We start from the raw sequence: 20,020 nt of genomic DNA on the forward strand, positions 1-20,020 counted from the left end.
ATTGATCTCAGCTGCCTTGACGCACGAGATGCGCAAAGTGGAACCACGCACGCGAAATAATGCGCATTATTTTTTGGCCGGAGCGTCCACCATCACCAGATAGCGCGTCAGCATGCGGATGCGCAACTGCGGAAAATTGTCGATGAGCAGCTGCAGCGCCTTGTCCGTGTCGTCCAGCGGCAGCACGGCGGCCACGCGGATGCCCGCGATCTGCGCGCGGTCGTAATGCAGCTGGCCGGGGCGGTGACGGGCCAGCTCGTCGAGCACCTCGGTCAGCGGCAAGTCGTCGACCACCAACTGGCGCGCGCGCCACGCGTCCTGCACGCTGGCCGCATCGATGCTGGTCAGTGGTCCGACGCCATCGTCCGTGATGCGCGTGCGCTGGCCCGCCTGGACCACGACGGCCGGATGTTGCGGCACCTGCGCCAGCACCTTGGATTCCAGCATGCTCAGGATGGTGGCGCCGTCTTCGCTGCGCACGCTAAAACGCGTGCCCAGCGCGCGGATCGCCGCCTGCTTGCTGTCGACGATGAAGGGGCGCTGCGCATCCTTGGCCACGTCGACGAGGATGTCGCCACGCACCAGCTCCACATGCCGCTCGCCCGCGTTGAAACGCACGTTGACGGCGCTGCCGCCGGCCAGGGTGAGGCGGCTGCCATCGGCCAGGGTATGCGCGGACCATTGCCCGGTGGGGCTGCGCAGGTCGGCCAGCAGGTAGGCGGGGCGCTCGCCGATGAGCAGCGCACCGGTCAGCAGCACGGCCACGGCGCTGGCGGCGGCCAGCTGGCGGGAACGCTGACGGGGACGCTTTGGCGCGATGGCGGCCAGGGCGGCGCGCGCCGGCCGATGGTCGCCGCCGGCCGGCTCGCGCACGGCGCTCAATTGACGCAGCAGGTTTTCCATGCCGGCGGCCGCGCTCGCGTGCCGCGGGTCGGCCGCCTTCCACGCGGCGAAGCCGGCCTGTGCGGTGTCGCGCTCGGCCGGGTCGTCGGCGCTCAGGCGCACGATCCAGCGCGCGGCCAGTTCGGCGGCGATATCCGCGCGGGGGCTATTCATGCCGCCATGGCCGGGCAGGCGTGGCGGCAGGCCAGCAAGGCTTGCACCAGGTATTTTTGCACCATGCGCGTGGAGACGTTCAGTTGCGCGGCGACGGCGGCCTGCGGCAGCTCTTCCAGGTAGTGCAGCAAAAAGGCGTCGCGTGCCTTGCTGGACAAACCATCCAGCGCCGTGGCGATCTGCCCGAGCGCCTGCACGGCCATCAGGATCTCGTCCGGCGACGGTGCGCCGGGCAGGCTGTCGGCCAGCAGGGCCAGTTCCGCCAGATAGCTGCGCTCGAGTAGTTGCCGGCGCGCGCGGTCGAGCAGCAAGCGCTTCGCCGTGGTGGACAAGTAGGCGCGCGGCTCGCGCATGCCGAACAGCGCGTCGCGCGAGGCGATGATGCGTAAAAAGGTATCTTGCGCCACATCGGCTGCGCCATGCGGGCAGCTGAGTTTTTTGCGCAGCCAGCCGACCAGCCAGCCGTGATGCTCGCTGTAGAGCGTGTGCACTTGCTGCTGCAGGCTGGGCTGGATGGCGGACATGAGAGGCATTAATATGAATGAGAATTATTCTCATTGTAAGCGCCAGTGGCGGCTTGCCACAATCCCCGATTGCATGCGGATGGGGGAGGTGTTGCGCGCAGGCCGCATGCGTGGTGCTGCCGGAAATGAAAAAACCCGCCGCTGCACGGGGCAGGGGCGGGTTTATCAATACTGCAAATTCTTGGTGGTGATAGGTGGACTTGAACCACCGACCCCAGCATTATGAATGCTGTGCTCTAACCAACTGAGCTATATCACCAAACAGACCGGTCAGACCGGATGCTGGTTTTGATCAGTAAAAAACCTGATCGATGTTCTTTGGTGGTGATAGGTGGACTTGAACCACCGACCCCAGCATTATGAATGCTGTGCTCTAACCAACTGAGCTATATCACCCAACAGCCGAGCATTATCCAGTCTTCCGATTTCCTTGTCAATGCCGGTGCAAAAAAATGTGCGGATTTTTCTGCGTGCGCATCGGTGGTGGTTACTTTAGCAATGGCTGGATTTGTGCCAGCATGGACGAGGCTGGATCAGTGCCCAGGCAATCGATGACGCTGCGTTCCGGCATCGAGCGCAGCCAGGTCAGCTGCCGTTTGGCCAGCTGGCGCGTGGCGATGATGCCCGTCTCGCGCAAGGTGGCGCGGTCGATGCGGCCATCGAGGTATTCCCAGGCCTGGCGGTAGCCCACGCAGCGCATCGAGGGCAGGCCTGGATGCAGGTCGCCGCGCCGGCGCAGCTGTTCCACTTCATCGAGCAGGGCATCGTCTTTCAGCATGAGGTCGAAGCGCGTGGCGATGCGCGCGTGCAGCACGGCGCGGTCCGACGGTTCCAGCGCGAACGATTGCAACTGAAATGGCAGCACGGTCTTTTCGCGCCGGGCCAGCAGGGCCGACATGGGCTGGCCGGACAGGGCGATGATTTCCAGCGCGCGGCCGATGCGCTGCGCGTCCTGCGGCGCCAGGCGCGCGGCCGTGACGGGGTCTTGCTGCGCCAGACGCGCATGCATGGCGGGCCAGCCGATGGCGGCTGCATCTTCCTCCAACTGGGCGCGCAAGGCAGGATCGGCGCCGGGCAAGTCGTCGAGGCCATCGGCCAGGCCCTTGAAGTACAGCATGGTGCCGCCGACCAGCAGTGGCAGCTTGCCGCGCGCGCAGATTTCGCTCACCAGGCGCAGCGTATCGTTGCGGAACTGTGCCACGGAATACGCATCGAGCGGATCGATGATGTCGATCAAATGATGCGGTACCTGGGCCAGTTCTTCCTGCGACGGCTTGGCCGTGCCAATATCCATGCCCCGGTAAACGAGGGCGGAATCGACGGAAATGATCTCGGACGGGATGGCTTGCGCGATGGCCAGCGCACTGGCCGTCTTGCCGCTGGCCGTGGGGCCCATGATGGCGACGGCCAGGGGGAGGTGTGGAGTGTTTTTCATGGTGCTCTATGTTTTGTGTGATGCACACCCCAACGTCAAAATACCGGGGTCGGACCCTGAGGGTCCGACCCCAGCCCTTGCCGTTCGGGGTGAAAGTTATTGCCCGCGCAGGAACAGTTTATCGAGCGCGTTGATCTCGACCTGCACCCACGTCGGCCGGCCATGGTTGCACTGGTCGGCGCGCTCCGTGCTCTCCATCTGGCGTAAGAGGGCGTTCATCTCCTGCACCGACAGAATGCGGTTGGCGCGCACGGCGGTGTGGCAGGCCAGGGTGCCCAGCAATTCGTTCTGGCGCTCGATGAGCACGCGCGAGCCGCCATATTCGCGCACGTCGCGCAGCACGTCGCGCGCCAGGGTTTGCGCGTCGGCGTTTTTGAGCAGGGTCGGCACGGAGCGCACGGCCAGGGTGGTGGGCGACAGGGCGGCGATGTCGAAGCCCAGCGCTTTTAATGTGTCCTGGTTTTCATTTGCCGTCGACACTTCGATGGCATCGGCATAGAACGTCACGGGGATCAGCAAGGATTGCACCTGCATGTCCTGGCCCGACACCTGTGCCTGCAGCGCGTTCTTCAACTGCTCGTACAGGATGCGCTCGTGCGCGGCGTGCATGTCGACCAGCACCAGGCCCTTGGTGTTTTGCGCCAGGATGTAGATGCCGTGCAGCTGGGCCAGGGCAAAGCCCAGCGGATATTCTTCGCGCGCCATCGCTTCGGGCGAGGCGATGTAGGGCTCCACCTGCGTGATCGGCGAACTGGCGGCGCTGCCGCCGAACAGGGCACCGTAGGCCGCCGTGTCTTGCCCCACGCCTGGCGCGTCGGCAAAGAAGGGGCGGGCCGCGCCGGGTGCCGCTGGTGCGAAGGTATTCGTGAATTGTGTGCCGAACGAGGTTTGCGTCTGCTCGCGGCGCCAGATGCCTGGGCCGCCCGTGCCCGAGCCGCTGTCGCCACTCAGGGTGGAGGCGGCCGGCAGGGGCGCCGGCACGCTGCCAAACGCCGTGGCCGACGTTTGCGCCAGCGCGCGCTGCACCGCATGGAAGACGAATTGGTGCACGGAGCGGCTGTCGCGGAAGCGCACTTCGATCTTCGACGGGTGCACGTTGACGTCGACCAGGGCCGGGTCGAGGTCGAGCGCCAGCACGTAGGAGGGAAAACGGTCGCCATGCAGCACGTCCTGGTAGGCCATGCGCACGGCATGCACCAGCAGCTTGTCGCGCACGAAGCGCCCGTTGACATAAAAGAACTGGCCATCGGCGCGCGCCTTCGATGCCGTCGGCAAGCCGGCAAAGCCGTGGATGCGCAGGGTGCCGGCCGACTCGTCCAGCGCCAGGCGCGCTTCGGCGAAGTCATTGCCCAGGATGTGGGCGCTGCGCTTGGCCAGTTCGCTGATATTCCACTGGTCGATGGTGCGCCCGTTGTGCGACAGCGAGAACGACACGTCGGGGCGCGCCAGGGCGATGCGGCGCACGACTTCGGCGCAGTGGCCGTATTCCGTTTGCTCCGATTTGAGGAATTTGCGCCGCGCGGGCGTGTTGAAATACAGGTCTTGCACGTCGACCGTAGTGCCGTGCGCGCCCGACGACGGCGAGACGCTGCCATTGTGCGAGCCGACGATTTCCCACGCATGGGCGGCGTCCGCCGTGCGCGAGGTCACGGTGACGGCGGCCACCGAGGCGATCGAGGCCAGCGCCTCGCCGCGAAAGCCCAGGGTGCCCACGTTTTCCAGGTCGTGCAGCGAAGCGATCTTCGAGGTGGCGTGGCGCGCCAGGGCCAGCGGCAACTGATCTTTATCGATGCCGCGCCCGTTGTCGGTAATGGCGATGCGTTTCACGCCCCCTTCTTCCAGCCGTACCGTGATCTGCGTGGCGCCCGAGTCGAGCGCGTTTTCCAGCAATTCCTTGACGACAGCCGACGGCCGCTCGACCACCTCGCCAGCGGCGATTTGCGAAATCAACTGGTCAGGCAGGGCCTGGATCGGGCGGTGGGGCGTAATGGGAGCGTTCATGCCCTGATTATAACGGGTTCGCAAGGGGAGGCGCTGCTGTGCTGATGCCCGAAACCCAAAACGAAGGCCGGGGTCGTACCCTGAGGGTACGACCCCGGAATTTGCCTTTCGGGTCGCTTTACTTCCCCACCTCCCGCACCGGTATCGGCGCATTGCACAGGTCGACGTGGCCGGCCGTGACCTTGCTCCACGGGCCGCCGCGGTGGCGCTGGGCTTCCAGCACGGCCTGGTAGGCGGCGCTGTCGGTGCGCATCACTTCCAGGTTCACGCGCTGTGCCAAAGGCACGCTGGCGGCCAGGCGGACGGCCTTGATCGGCACGTTTTTCTCGGGGCTGTCATAAAAGCCCATGGGCGCCGTGCCGCGCGGCAGGGTCGACAGCAATGGCATGCCGGAGACGACTCTGCCGACGACGGTGATGTCGCGGTCCAGGTGGCGCGGCGACTGGCCGATGACGGCGTACAGCTCGGTGCCGCCGCCGCTGTCGCTGGCGCTGTCGCGGCCCACGCCGACGGTGGCATAGCAATGCGTGAGCCAGGCCGTGCCGGTTTTCGGATCGCGCGCGGACGGGAAACCGTTCGAATGACCCACTTGCGGCGCATAGCCATCGACGTCAGGCAGGCGCGTGAAGCTCTTGATGTTTTTCAAAGGGACCGTGAATTCGCCGGGCAGGGTGCGCCGGGCATGCTGGATCGGCTTGGGATTTTTCTCGTTCGGATCGCCCCACTGCGCCACCCAGTTGTCCTGCGCGCGCGTGATGGCCAGGCCGTCGTAATACTGTTCGGCGACCAGTGCCTTGATATTGGCCACGTGCCTGGGTGCGAAGTCGGGCGCCAGTTCGATCACCACGCGGCCGGCGGGAATGTCCATGTACAGGGTGTTGTCCGGGTCCAGCGCACGCCAGTCGGACGGTTTCGAAGCCTTGATCACGTCGGCCAAGGTCGCCTTGGCGGGCAGTTCGGCGGGTGCCTTGATCTGGACGGGCGCCGCGTGGGCGGACAACTGGGCAAGGCCCAGCACGCTGGCCATGCTCAGGCCGCTCAGTGTATGCAGATACATATTCTCTCCTGGTCGGCGCGGATTGCACCGGTCAGAAAGTGTATACCGGAATGGCAATATTTCGTTGGAAAAACATTGCAGATAGCAATACTGAGAGTGGCCTGCCGAGGCGGCGTTTCCTTAACCTTTACTTAAATTGCCACACGCGCAAGGGCAGCACATAATTAATCCTGAAATATCGGGCAGGGGACTGCCGTTGCGCTGGCCGGGTGGTGTATGATTCCGCCGCTACCTTTAGGGAAAAATATATGGATTTTGTGCAATTCCTCGACATGATCGTGCATGTCGACAAGACGCTGGGTCTCTTGATCGAGCAGTACGGTACCCTCGTGTATGCAGTGCTGTTTGCCATTATTTTTTGCGAGACAGGCCTCGTGGTGCTGTTCTTCTTCCCTGGGGATACTTTACTATTTATCGCCGGCGCGTTTTGCGCGACGGGACAGATGCACCTGGGCTTGCTGATTGCCTTGCTGGTGACGGCTGCCGTCACGGGCAACACGCTCAATTACTGGATAGGCGAGGCCATCGGGCAAAGGGTGTTTACCCACGATTACCGCTGGATTAACAAGGATGCCATGCGCCGCACGCATGAATTTTTTGAAAAGCACGGCGGCAAGACCATCATCCTGGCCCGTTTCGTGCCGGTGGTGCGCACCTTCGCGCCGTTCGTGGCCGGCATTTCCGACATGACGCATGCGCGCTTCCAGATGTACAACGTGACGGGCGCCCTGTTGTGGGTGGTCGGTCTGGTGACGGCGGGCTACTTCTTCGGCAATATCCCGTGGATCCGCGACCACCTGACCTTGATCGTGCTGATCGGTGTCGGCGCCGCCGTGGTGCCGGTGGTACTGGGCGGCATGTGGAAACTCTACAAGCGCATGGTCGGCAAGTCGGCGTAAGGCCGCATGGATACGGGGCAAGCGCGCTGCGGCACAGTCCGCAGCCGGCCCCGGATCCCGTTTTTCTCTGCCTCGTTTCTGTTTTACTCCCCCGCTGATTCAAGTTTTGTTGCTTTCCAGCCGTAAACCAGAGGGTGTTCTCTCTTTCTGGATTTCCATGCGACATTTGAGCGCCCTGTTAGCTTGCAGCCTTGCCGCGATGGCGGTCATGGCAAGCGCCAAAGATGCCCCCGCTGCGGCGAGCGCCAGCGCGTCCGCGCCGATGTCGGCGTCGGCGCGCGCGGCCGCCATGAAAACCCTGACCGAATCGGTGAAGGGCAAGGAGGGCAAGAAGGAGGTCAAGGCGCCTGTCGTGGTCGCGCCCACGGCGCGCGAGAAGGAAGAAGCGGCCGAAGTCGACCTGTCCGAACGTATCGCGGCGCGCCTGGCGGAAATGCGCGCCACCCAGGCGGCCCGCGCCGCCGCCCGCGCCAGGCGCGCTGCCGTGGTGAAAGCGGCGCCACCGCCACCACCTCCCGTGGCGCGCGGCACGCACTGGTCGTACGAGGGCGACAGCGGCCCGGCCAACTGGAGCAAGATCAATGTCGACTGGGCCAAGTGCGGCAATGGCAGCCGCCAGTCGCCGATCGATATCCGCGATGGCATGAAAGTGGAACTCGAGCAGATCAGCTTTGACTACCACCCGTCATCGTTCAATGTGGTCGACAATGGCCACACGGTACAGGTGGGCGTGAGCGGCGGCAATTACATCACGGTGCAGAACCGCATGTTCGAGCTGCAGCAATTCCATTTCCACCGCCCGTCCGAAGAGCGCATCAATGGCAAGGCGTTTGAAATGGTGGTGCACCTGGTGCACCGCGATGCGGAAGGCCGGCTGGCCGTGCTGGCCCTGCTGCTGGAACGCGGTGCGCCGCAAGCGACCATCCAGACGGTGTGGAATAACCTGCCGCTGGAAAAACTCGAGACCATGCAGCCGACCATCCTGCTCGATCCGGCCGAGATGCTGCCGGTGCGGCGCGATTACTACACCTACATGGGATCGATGACGGAGCCGCCGTGCAGCGAAGGCGTGTTGTGGCTGGTGATGAAGCAGCCGGTGCAGGCGTCGCCGGCGCAGATGGCGCTGTTCAGCCGTTTGTATCCGTTAAATGCGCGTCCGATTCAACCAGCCAACGGACGCATCATCAAGGAATCGAATTAAACGAATTCGAGGTGCTGGCGGCCGGTCCATTGCGCCCCAGCAGCGAGCGTATCGGGCTGGATCAGGGCCGGCTCGATGCAGATGAAGCGCTGGTATTCGTCGTCGGCCAGGTCGGGCAGGGCGGCCGCGTCTTGCGCGCCCGGGTTCCATACGACGGCATCGGTAAAGCCCTGCTGCTCCAGGCGCAGGGTGTGGTTGCCAGACTGCAGGGTCAAGGCGCCCGGCAACTGGTAGTAGATGCGATCGAGCTTGTCCGCGAATTGCAACAGCTCTTCCGCCTGCAAGGCATCTTGCGGCGTCTCGTCCGAATAGCGCACGCGCTGCAGGCCGCCTATGCGCGCCTCGCTCAATTGATCGATCGAAAAATAGCTGTGCAGGGCGGCCGAGAACGGAAACGCCTGCTCGCCCGTGTTGTGCACGGACAGACTCAGCTCCAGCGCCTGCGCCTTGACGGCCACGCGCAGGCGCAGGGTGAAGGCCCAGGGCCAGGTGGTGGCGATTGCGTCCGGCAGGTCCGTGTGCTGCAAGGTAAATACCGCATGGGCGGCGCCATCGGCGTCGCCGGTCGATTCCAGCTGCCAGGTCGCCACGCGCGCAAAACCGTGGCGCATGCCCGTGCCGCGCGCGCCGAACTGAGGGAAGATCACGGGTACGCCGCCACGGATGGCGCGGCTGCCGTCGAGGGCGGAATCGCGGCTGCAGAACAGGCGCTCCTGGCCATCGCTGGTCCGCCATGACACCAGGTGGCCGCCGTACAGGGTGACGGTAGCCTGTGCGCCATCGGCGGCGCGGATGGTCACCGCAGGCAATTGGCCAAAAGTACTCTTGTTCATGCGGGTGTCCATGTCAGGTCAATCGGCTTTTCGCCAGCGGCGGATTCTTGGCAAAGTAATTCTTGATGCCCGTGACGATGGCGTCGGCCATCTGGTCCTGGTAGCCGTTGTCGGTCAGCTTGGCTTCTTCTTCCGGATTCGAGATGAAGGCCGTCTCGATCAGGATGGAAGGGATGTCCGGCGCTTTCAGCACGGCGAAGCCGGCTTGCTCGACGGAGCCCTTGTGCAGGCGGTTGATGCCGCCGATTTCGCGCAGCACGGCCTTGCCCAGCTTCATGCTGTCATTGATCTGCGCCGTCGTCGACAGGTCGAGCAGCACGCTGGCCAGCTGCTTGTCGTGGTTTTTCACGTTCACGCCGCCGATCAGGTCGGCCTGGTTTTCCTTGTTGGCCAGCCAGCGCGCAGCCGTCGAGGTGGCGCCCTTTTCGGACAGCACGAAGACGGACGAGCCGCGCGCCGTCGGCTGGATGAACGCGTCGGCGTGGATCGAGACGAACAGGTCGGCCTGCACCTTGCGCGCCTTTTCCACGCGCATGCCCAGCGGGACGAAGAAATCGGCGTCGCGCGTGAGCATGACGCGCATGTTCGGTTGCAGTTCCAGCTTGGTTTTCAGGCGCTTGGCGATGGCCAGCACCACGTCTTTTTCGCGGCTGCCGCGGCTGCCCATGGCGCCCGGGTCTTCACCGCCGTGGCCGGGGTCGAGCGCAATGGTAATCATGCGCACCACTTTCTGGCCCGGCAGGGGGCGCGCTTCGGGGCGCTGTTCCGGGCGGATATCGGGCACGGGCGGCACGATGGTCGCCACCGGCGGCGCGATGGCCACGGGCGGCTTGCCGCTGTCGGGCAGGGGCAGCGCGGGTGGCGGCGTATGCGTGCCGGCCATCGGTGGCTTGGCCGGGTCGCTCGACCAGTCGCCCTTTTCGATCATCTGCGCGATCAGGTCCGGCTCGTGCACGGGATACAGGTCGAAGATCAGGCGGTGGTTGTAGGAGCCGGCCGGCGGCAGGGTAAACAGCTGCGGCGTGACTTCCTCTTTCAGGTCGAACACCAGGCGCACGACGTTTGGCCGATTCTGGCCCACGCGCACCTGCTTGATGTACGGGTCGTTCGACTGGATCTTCGCCACCAGGCCCTTCAAGGTGGGATTGAGCTCCAGTCCTTCGATGTCGACCACCAGCCGTTCCGGGTCCTTGACGATGAAGTGGGTCGCCTTCAGGATGCTGTCGTTTTCCAGCGTGACGCGGGTGTAGTCCTCGGCCGGCCAGACGCGCACGGCGAGAATTTGCGCCGCCATCGCCGACATGGGCGCGAACACGGACAACAGCAGGGTGCCGCCGGCCTTGAGTACCGTGCGCCGGGTGATGGGCGAGGAGATCAAAGGTTCGGGGCGAATTTGAGACGGTGAAGGCATGACAGACCCAATTCAGAAGACGCTTGCAATTCTACATCACGTCCTGTACCCGCAACGTTCAAATAAATATTCAGGTCGGCCGGCGGCAGCACCGGTTCGGCTTTCTCGGGCCATTCGACGATGCAGATATTGCGGCCGTCGAAGTCTTCGCGAAAACCGGCGTCGAGAAATTCCTCGGCGCTGCCCATGCGGTACAGGTCGAAGTGGATGACATTGACGCTCTGGCCATCGAGTTGCACCGTGTACGGTTCGGACAGCGTATAGGTGGGGCTTTTCACGTGGCCCGCATGGCCGGCCGCGTGCAGCAGGGCGCGCGTGAGGGCCGTCTTGCCGGCACCCAGGTCGCCGTGCAGGTAGATCGCCAGGCCGGGCGCCAGTGCGCGCGCCAGCGCGGCGCCCAGCGCGGCGGTGCCGGCTTCATCGTGGAGGTGGGCTTTGAAGTGTTCGGTCATTATCTTCGGTATCGCATAAAATGGAGGCTGCTGTCATTGTAACCGCCCGCGCGCCTGCCGTTTTCCGTAAAGTCCCCTATGTCTGCCACCGTCACCGATCTCGCCGCCCTGGCGCGCACCATCAAAGAATGGGGGCGCGAGCTCGGTTTTGCCGAGGTGCGCATCGCCGACGTGGACCTGTCGCACATGGAAGCGCCCTTGCAAGCCTGGCTCGATGCAGGGTACCACGGCGAAATGGAGTACATGGCCAGCCACGGCATGAAGCGCGCGCGCCCGGCCGAACTGGTGCCGGGCACGGTGCGCGCCATCAGCGCGCGCATGAATTATCTGCCGCCGGCGCTGGATCCCGACTGGCGCACGCACGAGGCGGCGCGCGACGCCGATCCGTCGGCGGCCGTCATTTCCGTGTATGCGCGGGGCCGCGACTACCACAAGGTGATGCGTTCGCGCCTGCAGCAGCTGGCCGAGCTTATCCGCGGCGAGATCGGCGACTTCGGCTACCGCGTCTTCAGCGATTCGGCGCCCGTGATGGAAGTGGCGCTGGCGCAAAAGGGCGGCCTGGGCTGGCGCGGCAAGCACACCTTGCTGATCAACCGCCAGGGCGGCTCCTTCTTTTTTCTCGGCGAGATCCTCATCGACGTGCCGCTGCCCGTCGACCCGCCGGAGACTCCGCGCTGCGGCCAGTGCTCGGCGTGCATCACGGTGTGCCCGACGCAAGCCATCCTGGGGCCGTACCAGCTCGACGCGCGCCGCTGCATTTCCTACCTGACCATCGAATTGAAGGGCGCCATTCCCGTCGAGATGCGCCCCTTGATCGGCAACAAGGTGTACGGCTGTGACGATTGCCAGACCGTCTGCCCGTGGAACAAGTTCGCCCAGCGTGCCGTGGTACCCGACTTCGACGAGCGCCACAGCCTGGGCAGCGCCGGCATGGTGCAGCTGTTCGCCTGGACGGAAGAGGAATTCAACCGCCGCATGGAAGGCAGCGCGATCCGCCGCATCGGCCACGAACGCTGGCTGCGCAACCTGGCCGTCGGCATGGGCAACGCGGCCGCCAAGGCCCGGGGCCAGGCCGACATCGTCGCGGCCCTGCTGTCGCGCCGCGAGCACCCGTCGGCCATCGTGCGCGAGCACGTCGAATGGGCGCTGGCACTGCACGGCGTCGCCTGACCTGCGTTTAAACTTGTTTCAGGCGCAGCGCCGACCACTCACTATCGATGGCGACCATCGCCACGCTGTCGAGCCCTATCGTTTGCGCAAAACTGCGGATATCGTCGCGGTGGATGTCGCTGCCCGCTTTCGCGCCGCCCTTGCGGTACGCCACCCAGACCGCGCCGCCGGGCGCCAGGCGCGCCTGCGCCAGCGGCAGATACTGCTCCAGTTCCGCACGGCTGCGCGCGAACAGCAATAGCCAGTCGGCATTTTCACCATCCCGTGCCAGCCGCTCCGCCGGCAACTGCGCCAGCAGGGCCGCATGCTCGCTGCCGTCATTGAGCACGGCCAGGGCCTTGGCATTTTTCACAACCATTTTCTCAAAGGCGGTTTTGTCAGGCATGGCATGGGCGTTTGGAGTGGGAAAAGGAGAGCATAACAAATTTCTCCTTGACTTATCGATATATCGTTATAAAATGGCGATACCTACTAACGATATATCTTTAAAGAGAAAACATGAGAAACTCACAGCACGCAGAACACGGCCATTGCGGCCAACATCACCACCACCATCATGGCGAGCATCGCCACGAATACTTCATGCACGGCCGTGGTCCGCGCGGTTTCGACGAGCGCGGCGACGGCATGGGCCATGGCGGCCCCGGTGGCCCAGGTGGACGAGGGCGCGGTGAGCGGGCCGAGCGCGTCTTCGGCCGCGGCGACCTGCCGCTGATCGTGCTGGCGCTGATCGAAATCAGCCCCCGCCACGGCTATGAAATCATCAAGGCCATCGAAGAGCGTTGCGGCGGCGCCTACGCCCCCAGTCCGGGCGCCGTGTATCCGACCCTGACCTTGCTGGAAGAGCAGGACCATGTGACGTCCTCCGAAAGCGCCAGCGGCAAGAAGCTCTATACGATCACGGAGCTGGGGCGCGCGTATCTCGACGAGAACCGTGCCCAGGTGGACGGCATCCTGGCCCGCCTCGACATGTTTGCCCGCGTCCAGGCGAAAAACGCCTTGCCCGAGCGCGTGCGCCAGGCCATGCACACGCTCAAGCATGCGCTGTTGCTGAACAAGAGCAGCTGGAGCGAGGCGGAAGCCGAGCGCGTCTCCGCCGTGCTGGAACAGGCGGCGAACGCCATCGTCGACGGCCACTGAGCCCACTTTACAAGGACAAGCAATGACTAACGCATCACCTGCAACGCCACGCCCGCACGCCATCGAGCGCGTGCGGCATGACTTGACACTGCGCGTGCTCACCGTCGTGCGCACCGAGCAACTGACGCCGCACATGCGCCGCATCACCCTGGCGGGCGACGACCTGGACGGTTTTGTCTCGCCGGCGCACGACGATCACGTAAAACTGTTCTTCCCCGCCCCGGGGCAGACTACTCCCGTGTTCCCCGTGCTGGGCAATGGCGCCAACCCGATCCAGTATGCGCCAGGCGCGCGTCCCATCGCCCGCAACTACACGCCGCGCCGCTATGACGCCGAGCGGCGCGAGCTGGAAATCGATTTTGTACTGCATGGCGATGGCCCTGCATCGCTGTGGGCGGCGCAAGCCGCGCCCGGCCAGACTCTGGGCGTGGGCGGACCGCGCGGCTCGATGCTGGTGCCGCTTGATTTCGACTGGTATGTGCTGGTGGGCGACCAGACGGCCTTGCCGGCGATTGCCCGTCGCCTGGAGCAGTTGCCGGCCACAGCACGGGCGATGGCCGTGATTGAAATCGTCGAAGACGGCGAACAGATCACGCTCGAGTGCGCCGCGCAGCTGGACCTGCGCTGGGTGGCGCGCAATGGCCGCAGCGGCCCCTTGTTACTGGAAGAATTGGCGAAGGTCGCGCTGCCATCTGAGGGCGACGGCTATGTGTGGGTGGCGTGCGAGCATGCGCAGGTGCAGGGCTTGCGCGGGCATTTTATCGACGCCGGGGTGCCGAAGCAGCACCTGCATGTGGCCAGTTACTGGAAGCATGGGGCGGCGGAGCATCACGAGCATCATGATGAGTGATGGCGGTGGCGGTGGTGATTGTGGTGGTGTCGGGTTACGCGCGTTGCGCTAACCCGACCTACATTGCAATGTAGGTTGGATTAGCGGCGCGTCAGCGCCGCGTAATCCAACATCACCTAACCCGACCTACGCTGCGAATGAGATCGTAGGTCGGATTAGCGCCGCGTAATCCGACATCACCCGCAGCATCACTTCAACAACCCCGCCAGCTCCACCGCCGTCTTGACCTGCATTTTGTCGAAGATATGCGCGCGGTGGACTTCCACGGTGCGCATGCTGATGCCCAGCTTGTCGGCCACCACCTTGTTCATCTTGCCCGCCAAAATCAGGTCCAGCACTTCGCGTTCGCGCGATGACAGGGTGGCCAGGCGCGCGTGTACGGCGGCCAGCTCGCCCGCCTGGCGCGAGTTGGCCAGGCCCTGCTGCACGCGGTCCATCAGGTCGTTGTCGTTGAACGGCTTTTCAAAGAAATCGAAGGCGCCCCGTTTCAGGCTGTCGACGGCCATCGGCACGTCGCCGTGGCCGGTGAGGAAAATCACCGGCAGGCGCGCCGTCAGGTCGCGCTTGACCAGCTGGTCGAACAGGGCGATGCCGTTCATGTCGGGCATGCGCACGTCGAGCAGCACGCAGTCGCCGGCGGCGTCGAAGTTGCCGTCGAGGCTATCGAGGAATTGCTGGGCGCTGGCGTAGATGCGCGCGTCGATGCTGCGCGAGGCGGCCAGCCAGGACAGCGAGTCGCGTACGACCTCTTCGTCGTCGATGATGTGTAGCATGGTGTCTCCGGCTCGTCGTTATTGGTTATCGGTTAGTGCTTGGTGCTGAATGCGCGGCGCGGCCGGCACGCTGAAGGTAAAGATCGTACCGCCAGCGGGGTTGGCGCCGAAGGTCAGCGCGCCGCCGTGAAATTCAATCGCGGTGCGGCAGATGTTCAGGCCCATGCCCATGCCTTCGGACTTGGTCGAGAAAAACGGCGAAAACAGCCGCTCGGCCACGTCTTGCGCAATGCCGTGGCCATGGTCGATCACGTCCACCGTCACCATGCCCTGCTGCGCGTCGTGGCTGGCCCGCAGGCGCATGATACGCCGTCCGGGCGCCGCGTCCTGCATCGCCTCGATGGCGTTGCGCGTCAGGTTCAGCAGTACTTGTTCGATCATCACGGGGTCGGCGCGCAGCAGCGGCAGGTCCGGCGGCAGCTCTTCCTGGATGGTGACATAATATTTGCGTGCCTGCAGCTCGATCAGCGCACGGATGCCGTCGATCACGGTGCGGATGGCGATATCCTGGCGCTGCGGTTCGCTCTTGCGCACGAAATCATGCACGCTGCGGATGATCTGGCCGGCCCGCTGCGCCTGCGCGCTGGCCTGTTCCAGCGCCGGCTTCAGGGTGTTCGGATCGACGGGGGCGTCGTGCTCGATGGCGCGGCGGATCAAATTCAGGGCCCCTGTCGTGTAGCTGGAAATGGCCGCCAGCGGCTGGTTCAGTTCATGTGCCAGCATCGAGGCCAGCTCGCCCATGGTGGCCAGGCGCGAACTGGTTTGCAGTTTTTCCTGCTGCTGGCGATTCAGTTCCTCGACCCGTTTGCGGTCCGAGATGTCGAGCACGGAGCCCATCCAGCCTGTCTGCTTGCCGTTCTTGTCCACCAGCGGCGCTTCGAAGATCAGCACGGCCACGCGCGTGCCGTCGGGGCGCTGGAAATAGGTTTCGAACTGCGGCGTGGGATTGCCGGCCAGCGCCTTGACGAAGCGCTGCTGGTACTCCTCCAGTGCTTCCGGCACCCAGTAGGGCATGGGTGGCAAACGGCCCAGGATTTCCTCGGCCGGATAACCGACGATCTGGCAGAAGGCGGGATTCACGTAGGTGACTCTTCCTTCCAGGTCGCGCGCGCGCATGCCCGTCACCAGCGAGTTTTCCATCGCCGTGCGAAACAGCATCTGCTGGCGCAGCGCCCCTTCAGCCACCAGGCGGCGCGAAATATGCCGCCACAGTGCCAGCAAGCTCCACAGCAAACCCAGCGACAGGGCGATGACGGAGCCGACCAGCAAATTGGGCAGCAGCTTGGGCTGGCTTTTCACGCTGTCGGTAAACAGGATGATGGTGGCGCCGGGCACGTCGAGCGCGCGCTTGTGCGTGTACACGCCGTGGCCGGGACCGGCGGCGGCGCGCCGCGCCAGCACCTTGTCGTCGCGGTCGATCAGCGAAATCTGGTTATCCTGGGCAAACCACCACGGTACCATTTCATCGAGCAGGCTGCTGATCTGGTAGGTGGCCACCAGGCTGCCCACATAGCGCTGGCCATCGAACAGGGGCTGGTGGTAATCCATCAGCATGGCGCCCGGCGGCGCGTCGGGAAAACCGCTTTGCTGCGAAGGCTGGGCGTACTGGCCCCGGTGCAGGCGGCGTGCATTGTCGGCCGCCGTCAGTGAAGCCGGTGAAAACGCCAGCGCGTGCGGCAGATTGCTGTCGCTGCTGGCCAGCACCTTGCCGCTGGTGTCGAGCCACAGCACGCGCTGCAATTCGCGGCCATTGCGCAACATCTGCTGCAGCCGTTCGTGCACTTTTTCCGCGCCCAGCGAGGCGCTGGCGATGTCCACACCCAGGTTGAACAGGCTTTCCTCGTTGCGCGCCAGCTGGAAGCGGATGGTTTGCTCCACCCACAGGGTGTCGGCGATCAGCTGCTCCTGGCGCTCGTTGCTTTCCATCTGGCGCGCCTGCCAGGGCAGCCAGAACAGGATGGACAGGAACAGCAGCAGCAGGATGACGGGCAGTAGCCAGCGCATCGGGCTCGATAGCTTGAAGCGGCGTGCAAGGGTGGGGGGAGTCGGCATGGCTGGCAGGGTAGCGGCTTATCGGGAGCTGGCTATTGTGGTTAACCACAATAGCCGGGACAGTTTCTTTGGCACAATATTGAAGTAGACAAATAATAAAGTTTTTTTCAAAAACCATCCAGGAGACAAAAATGCAGATGAAAACCATGTTCGTCGCGCTGTGCGCAGCCATCGGCGCCACTGCCGGCGTCCACGCTTATGCGCAAGCCCCCATCGTCATCAAGTTCAGCCACGTCGTGGCGACCGACACGCCGAAAGGCCAGGCCGCCGAGCGCTTCAAGCAGCTGGCCGAAAAAGCCACGAATGGCAAGGTCAAGGTCGAACTGTACCCGAACAGCCAGCTCTACAAGGACAAGGAAGAACTCGAAGCGCTGCAACTGGGCGCCGTGCAGATGCTGGCGCCGTCGCTGGCCAAGTTCGGCCCGCTGGGCGTGAAGGAATTCGAAGCCTTCGACCTGCCTTACATCTTCCCCACCAAGACGGCGCTGTACAACGTCACCGAAGGCGAAATCGGCAAGAGCCTGCTGAAGAAGCTGGAACCCAAGGGTATCACGGGCCTGGCTTACTGGGACAATGGCTTCAAGGTGATGTCGGCCAACAAGCCGCTGCACAACCCGGCCGACTTCAAGGGCTTGAAGTTGCGCATCCAGTCGTCGAAGGTGCTCGACGCGCAAATGCGCGCGCTGGGCGCCAATCCGCAGGTACTGGCCTTCTCGGAAGTGTATCAGGCGCTGCAGACGGGCGTGGTCGACGGCACGGAAAATCCGCCATCGAATATGTACACGCAAAAGATGCATGAAGTGCAAAAGCACGTGACCATATCGAACCACGGTTACCTGGGCTATGCCGTCATCGTCAACAAGAAATTCTGGGATGGCTTGCCGCCCGATATCCGCGGCCAGCTGGAAAAAGCCATGCGCGAAGCGACCACGTTTGAAAAAGCCATCGCCCAGCGTGACAACGACCAGGCCCTCGAGGCCATCAAGAAATCGGGCAAGACGCAGATCTATACCTTGACGGTGCAGGAACAGGCCGAGTGGCGCAAGGCTCTGGCGCCCGTGCAGAAGGCCATGGAAGGGCGCATCGGCAAGGATCTGATCTCGGCCATCAACAAGGAAAGCGCGAAGTAATCGCGCTGGCCGCGCCACCCGGCGCGGCTGTCAGGGACATCCTGTCTTTCTGTAGCAACGGCACCTGCGCGTCCTGCGCGGGTGCCAGCGTACCCGCATTCTTTGAAAGTCCACCATGAAATTTCTGGATCACCTGGAAGAGTGGCTGATCGCGTCCCTGATGGGCGCAGCTACCTTCATCATCTTCGTCGCGGTCGTGCACCGCTACCTGGCAGGCTTGCCGATACCGGTCGTGCAAGACTTCCTGATTCAAATCAATACCAGCTGGGCCCAGGAACTGTGCATCTACATGTTCGTCTGGATGGCCAAGTTCGGCGCCGCGTATGGTGTGCGCACGGGCATCCACGTGGGCGTCGACGTCTTGATCAACCGCATGAACCCGCGCTGGCGCGACCGTTTCGTCGTCTTCGGCCTCGGTGCCGGTGCCCTGTTTACGGGTATCGTCGGTACCCTGGGCGCCAGCTTCGTGTGGTCGATCGGCCACACGGACCAGACTTCGGCCGACATGGAAGTGCCGATGTGGCTGGTCTACCTGGCCGTGCCGCTCGGTTCTTACCTGATGTGCTTCCGCTTCCTGCAGGTGATGGTGCATTTCATCAAGACGGGCACCTTGCCCAAACATGACCACTCGCATGTCGAGGGGCTGGAAGAGGAATTGACGGCGGAAGAAAAAGGAGCCAAGGCATGAACGCGCTGATTATTTTTGTGTTGCTGCTGGCGCTGATGCTGACCGGCATGCCGATTTCCATTTCGCTGGGCCTGACGGTACTGACGTTCCTGTTTACCATGACCAGCGTGCCCATCGAATCGGTAGCCCTGAAGATTTTCACGGGCATCGAGAAGTTCGAGATCATGGCCATTCCGTTCTTCATTTTGGCGGGCAACTTCCTCACGCATGGCGGGGTGGCGCGGCGCATGATCAACTTCGCCAGTTCCATGGTGGGCCACTGGCATGGCGGCCTGGCGCTGGCCGGCGTGATGGCGTGCGCGCTGTTTGCCGCCGTTTCCGGCTCCAGTCCCGCCACGGTCGTGGCGATCGGCTCCATCATCCTGCCGGCCATGGTCAAGCAGGGCTATCCGCGCGGCTTCGGCGCCGGCGTCATCACCACCTCGGGCGCGCTGGGCATTCTGATACCGCCGTCGATCGTGATGGTGATGTATTCGGTCAGCACCAACACCTCGGTGGGCAAGCTGTTCATGGCGGGCGTGATTCCCGGCATGATGCTGGCCATGCTGCTGGGCCTGACCACGTGGTTCTTGGCGCGCAAGCACAACTATCCGCGCATGAAGAAGGCCAGCTGGGGCGAACGCTTCATCACCTTCAAGAAAAGCGCCTGGGGCCTGCTGCTGATCGTCATCGTCATGGGCGGCATCTACTCGGGCGCGTTTACGCCCACGGAAGCGGCCGCCATGGCTGCCGTGTACGCCTTCATCATCGCCGTCTTCGTCTACAAGGACTTGAAGATCAAGCAAGTGGGCAAGGTCTTGCTCGATTCGGCCGCCATGTCGGCGATGCTGTTGTACATCATCACGAACGCCGTGCTGTTCTCGTTCCTGATGACCAGCGAAAACATCCCGCAAGCGATGGCCGAGTGGATCACGGGCAAGGGCCTGGGCGTGATCAGCTTCCTGCTGGTGGTCAACGTGCTGTTGTTGTTGGCGGGTAACGTCATGGAGCCGTCATCGATCGTGCTGATCATGGCGCCGATTTTGTTCCCCGTCGCCATGAAGCTGGGCATCGATCCTGTGCACTTCGGCATCTTGATCGTGGTCAATATGGAGGTGGGCATGTGCCATCCGCCCGTGGGCCTGAATCTGTACGTGGCGTCCGGCATCACCAAGATGGGCATTTCCGAATTGACCGTGGCCGTGATGCCATGGCTGCTGACGATGCTGGCCTTCCTGATGCTGATTACCTACGTACCACAAATCTCGCTGTGGCTGCCAAATTTAATTTACAACTAAAACAGTTGTCCCCGTCATGGTGCAAAAAAAGTCGATCCGGCCGAATAAATGCGCTATGATGGGCAGCCTTA

Annotated in this window: 20 protein-coding genes and 2 tRNA genes; 8 read left to right on the forward strand and 14 right to left on the reverse strand. The window is 63.6% G+C overall.

Annotation, left to right across the window (positions count from 1 at the left end; genetic code table 11):
• Nucleotides 1-66 precede the first annotated feature (66 nt).
• The 7 genes from CLU93_RS15830 to CLU93_RS15860 form a co-directional block, all read right to left on the reverse strand.
• Complete coding sequence (locus CLU93_RS15830) at nt 67-1,056, reverse strand: FecR family protein (protein WP_099762226.1); 990 nt, start codon at nt 1,054-1,056, stop codon at nt 67-69.
• Nucleotides 1,053-1,580: a sigma-70 family RNA polymerase sigma factor gene (locus CLU93_RS15835; protein ID WP_218968342.1), complete on the reverse strand. Its 528-nt coding sequence runs from the start codon at nt 1,578-1,580 to the stop codon at nt 1,053-1,055. Before CLU93_RS15835 ends, CLU93_RS15830 begins: the two co-directional genes overlap by 4 nt.
• A gap of 182 nt (nt 1,581-1,762) precedes the next feature.
• Nucleotides 1,763-1,839 (reverse strand) — tRNA-Met (locus CLU93_RS15840).
• 60 nt (nt 1,840-1,899) lie between these two features.
• Nucleotides 1,900-1,976 (reverse strand) — tRNA-Met (locus CLU93_RS15845).
• Nucleotides 1,977-2,067: 91 nt separating this feature from the next.
• Entirely contained in the window at nt 2,068-3,015 is a 948-nt protein-coding gene (gene miaA / locus CLU93_RS15850) for a tRNA (adenosine(37)-N6)-dimethylallyltransferase MiaA (RefSeq protein WP_099762228.1), read from the reverse strand.
• 96 nt (nt 3,016-3,111) lie between these two features.
• On the reverse strand, nt 3,112-5,016 hold the full coding sequence (gene mutL, locus CLU93_RS15855) for a DNA mismatch repair endonuclease MutL (RefSeq protein WP_099762229.1): 1,905 nt from the start codon (nt 5,014-5,016) through the stop codon (nt 3,112-3,114).
• 118 nt (nt 5,017-5,134) lie between these two features.
• The gene (locus CLU93_RS15860) at nt 5,135-6,073 is read right to left on the reverse strand and encodes a peptidylprolyl isomerase (RefSeq protein ID WP_099762230.1); all 939 of its coding nucleotides are present in this window, start codon (nt 6,071-6,073) and stop codon (nt 5,135-5,137) included.
• A gap of 248 nt (nt 6,074-6,321) precedes the next feature.
• Between CLU93_RS15860 and CLU93_RS15865 the strand changes: the two genes are divergently transcribed.
• Nucleotides 6,322-6,972, forward strand: coding sequence for a VTT domain-containing protein (locus tag CLU93_RS15865; protein ID WP_071075583.1), 651 nt, complete (start codon nt 6,322-6,324; stop codon nt 6,970-6,972).
• Between the two features lie 99 nt (nt 6,973-7,071).
• Here CLU93_RS15865 and CLU93_RS28605 read toward each other — a convergent pair whose 3' ends face one another.
• Nucleotides 7,072-7,263 carry a hypothetical protein gene (locus CLU93_RS28605; RefSeq protein ID WP_257225150.1) on the reverse strand — a complete coding sequence of 64 codons (192 nt, stop codon included), beginning with the start codon at nt 7,261-7,263 and terminating at the stop codon, nt 7,072-7,074.
• On the opposite strand from CLU93_RS28605, the gene CLU93_RS15870 reads away from it, so the two are divergent.
• Nucleotides 7,262-8,173, forward strand: a complete 912-nt coding sequence (locus CLU93_RS15870) for a carbonic anhydrase (RefSeq protein WP_373629851.1) — start codon at nt 7,262-7,264, stop codon at nt 8,171-8,173. The genes CLU93_RS28605 and CLU93_RS15870 overlap by 2 nt on opposite strands.
• Here CLU93_RS15870 and CLU93_RS15875 read toward each other — a convergent pair.
• From CLU93_RS15875 to tsaE, 3 genes are read right to left on the reverse strand one after another with little or no spacing between them, the layout of a single operon-like run.
• A complete protein-coding gene (locus tag CLU93_RS15875; protein WP_257224984.1) occupies nt 8,170-9,006 on the reverse strand; it encodes a D-hexose-6-phosphate mutarotase in 837 nt (278 codons plus the stop codon). The two genes, CLU93_RS15870 and CLU93_RS15875, sit on opposite strands and share 4 nt — an antisense overlap.
• A gap of 13 nt (nt 9,007-9,019) precedes the next feature.
• Entirely contained in the window at nt 9,020-10,417 is a 1,398-nt protein-coding gene (locus CLU93_RS15880) for an N-acetylmuramoyl-L-alanine amidase (RefSeq protein WP_099762232.1), read from the reverse strand.
• Nucleotides 10,381-10,869, reverse strand: coding sequence for a tRNA (adenosine(37)-N6)-threonylcarbamoyltransferase complex ATPase subunit type 1 TsaE (tsaE, locus tag CLU93_RS15885; protein ID WP_034780043.1), 489 nt, complete (start codon nt 10,867-10,869; stop codon nt 10,381-10,383). Before tsaE ends, CLU93_RS15880 begins: the two co-directional genes overlap by 37 nt.
• 78 nt (nt 10,870-10,947) lie before the next feature.
• Here tsaE and queG point away from each other — a divergent pair, with 78 nt between their 5' ends.
• Nucleotides 10,948-12,039 (forward strand): tRNA epoxyqueuosine(34) reductase QueG, encoded by a 1,092-nt coding sequence (gene queG, locus CLU93_RS15890; protein WP_099762233.1) that lies wholly within the window; start codon nt 10,948-10,950, stop codon nt 12,037-12,039.
• Between the two features lie 7 nt (nt 12,040-12,046).
• On the opposite strand, the gene CLU93_RS15895 is transcribed toward queG, so the two are convergent.
• Nucleotides 12,047-12,391, reverse strand: a complete 345-nt coding sequence (locus tag CLU93_RS15895) for a DUF3052 family protein (RefSeq protein WP_165829540.1) — start codon at nt 12,389-12,391, stop codon at nt 12,047-12,049.
• A 146-nt stretch (nt 12,392-12,537) separates the two neighbouring features.
• On the opposite strand from CLU93_RS15895, the gene CLU93_RS15900 reads away from it, so the two are divergent.
• Both CLU93_RS15900 and CLU93_RS15905 read left to right on the forward strand, forming a co-directional pair.
• Entirely contained in the window at nt 12,538-13,179 is a 642-nt protein-coding gene (locus CLU93_RS15900; RefSeq protein WP_099762235.1) for a PadR family transcriptional regulator, read from the forward strand.
• A 22-nt stretch (nt 13,180-13,201) separates the two neighbouring features.
• A complete protein-coding gene (locus CLU93_RS15905) occupies nt 13,202-14,029 on the forward strand; it encodes a siderophore-interacting protein (RefSeq protein WP_099762236.1) in 828 nt (275 codons plus the stop codon).
• A gap of 188 nt (nt 14,030-14,217) precedes the next feature.
• Here the strand turns inward: CLU93_RS15905 and CLU93_RS15910 are convergent, their stop codons facing one another.
• Nucleotides 14,218-14,802 carry a response regulator transcription factor gene (locus CLU93_RS15910; RefSeq protein ID WP_099762237.1) on the reverse strand — a complete coding sequence of 195 codons (585 nt, stop codon included), beginning with the start codon at nt 14,800-14,802 and terminating at the stop codon, nt 14,218-14,220.
• 18 nt (nt 14,803-14,820) lie between these two features.
• The gene (locus CLU93_RS15915; protein WP_099762238.1) at nt 14,821-16,806 is read right to left on the reverse strand and encodes a sensor histidine kinase; all 1,986 of its coding nucleotides are present in this window, start codon (nt 16,804-16,806) and stop codon (nt 14,821-14,823) included.
• Nucleotides 16,807-16,991: 185 nt separating this feature from the next.
• Here CLU93_RS15915 and CLU93_RS15920 point away from each other — a divergent pair, with 185 nt between their 5' ends.
• The 3 genes from CLU93_RS15920 (at nt 16,992) to CLU93_RS15930 (ending at nt 19,949) form a co-directional block, all read left to right on the forward strand.
• Nucleotides 16,992-17,984 carry a TRAP transporter substrate-binding protein gene (locus tag CLU93_RS15920; protein WP_373629880.1) on the forward strand — a complete coding sequence of 331 codons (993 nt, stop codon included), beginning with the start codon at nt 16,992-16,994 and terminating at the stop codon, nt 17,982-17,984.
• 115 nt (nt 17,985-18,099) lie between these two features.
• Nucleotides 18,100-18,672, forward strand: a complete 573-nt coding sequence (locus CLU93_RS15925; protein ID WP_099762240.1) for a TRAP transporter small permease — start codon at nt 18,100-18,102, stop codon at nt 18,670-18,672.
• A complete protein-coding gene (locus tag CLU93_RS15930) occupies nt 18,669-19,949 on the forward strand; it encodes a TRAP transporter large permease (protein WP_099762241.1) in 1,281 nt (426 codons plus the stop codon). The genes CLU93_RS15925 and CLU93_RS15930 overlap by 4 nt, the downstream gene beginning before the upstream one ends.
• The last annotated feature ends 71 nt before the right edge of the window (nt 19,950-20,020 follow it).

This window comes from Janthinobacterium sp. 35 (genome assembly GCF_002754575.1).
GTDB classification, from domain to species: domain Bacteria; phylum Pseudomonadota; class Gammaproteobacteria; order Burkholderiales; family Burkholderiaceae_D; genus Janthinobacterium; species Janthinobacterium tructae.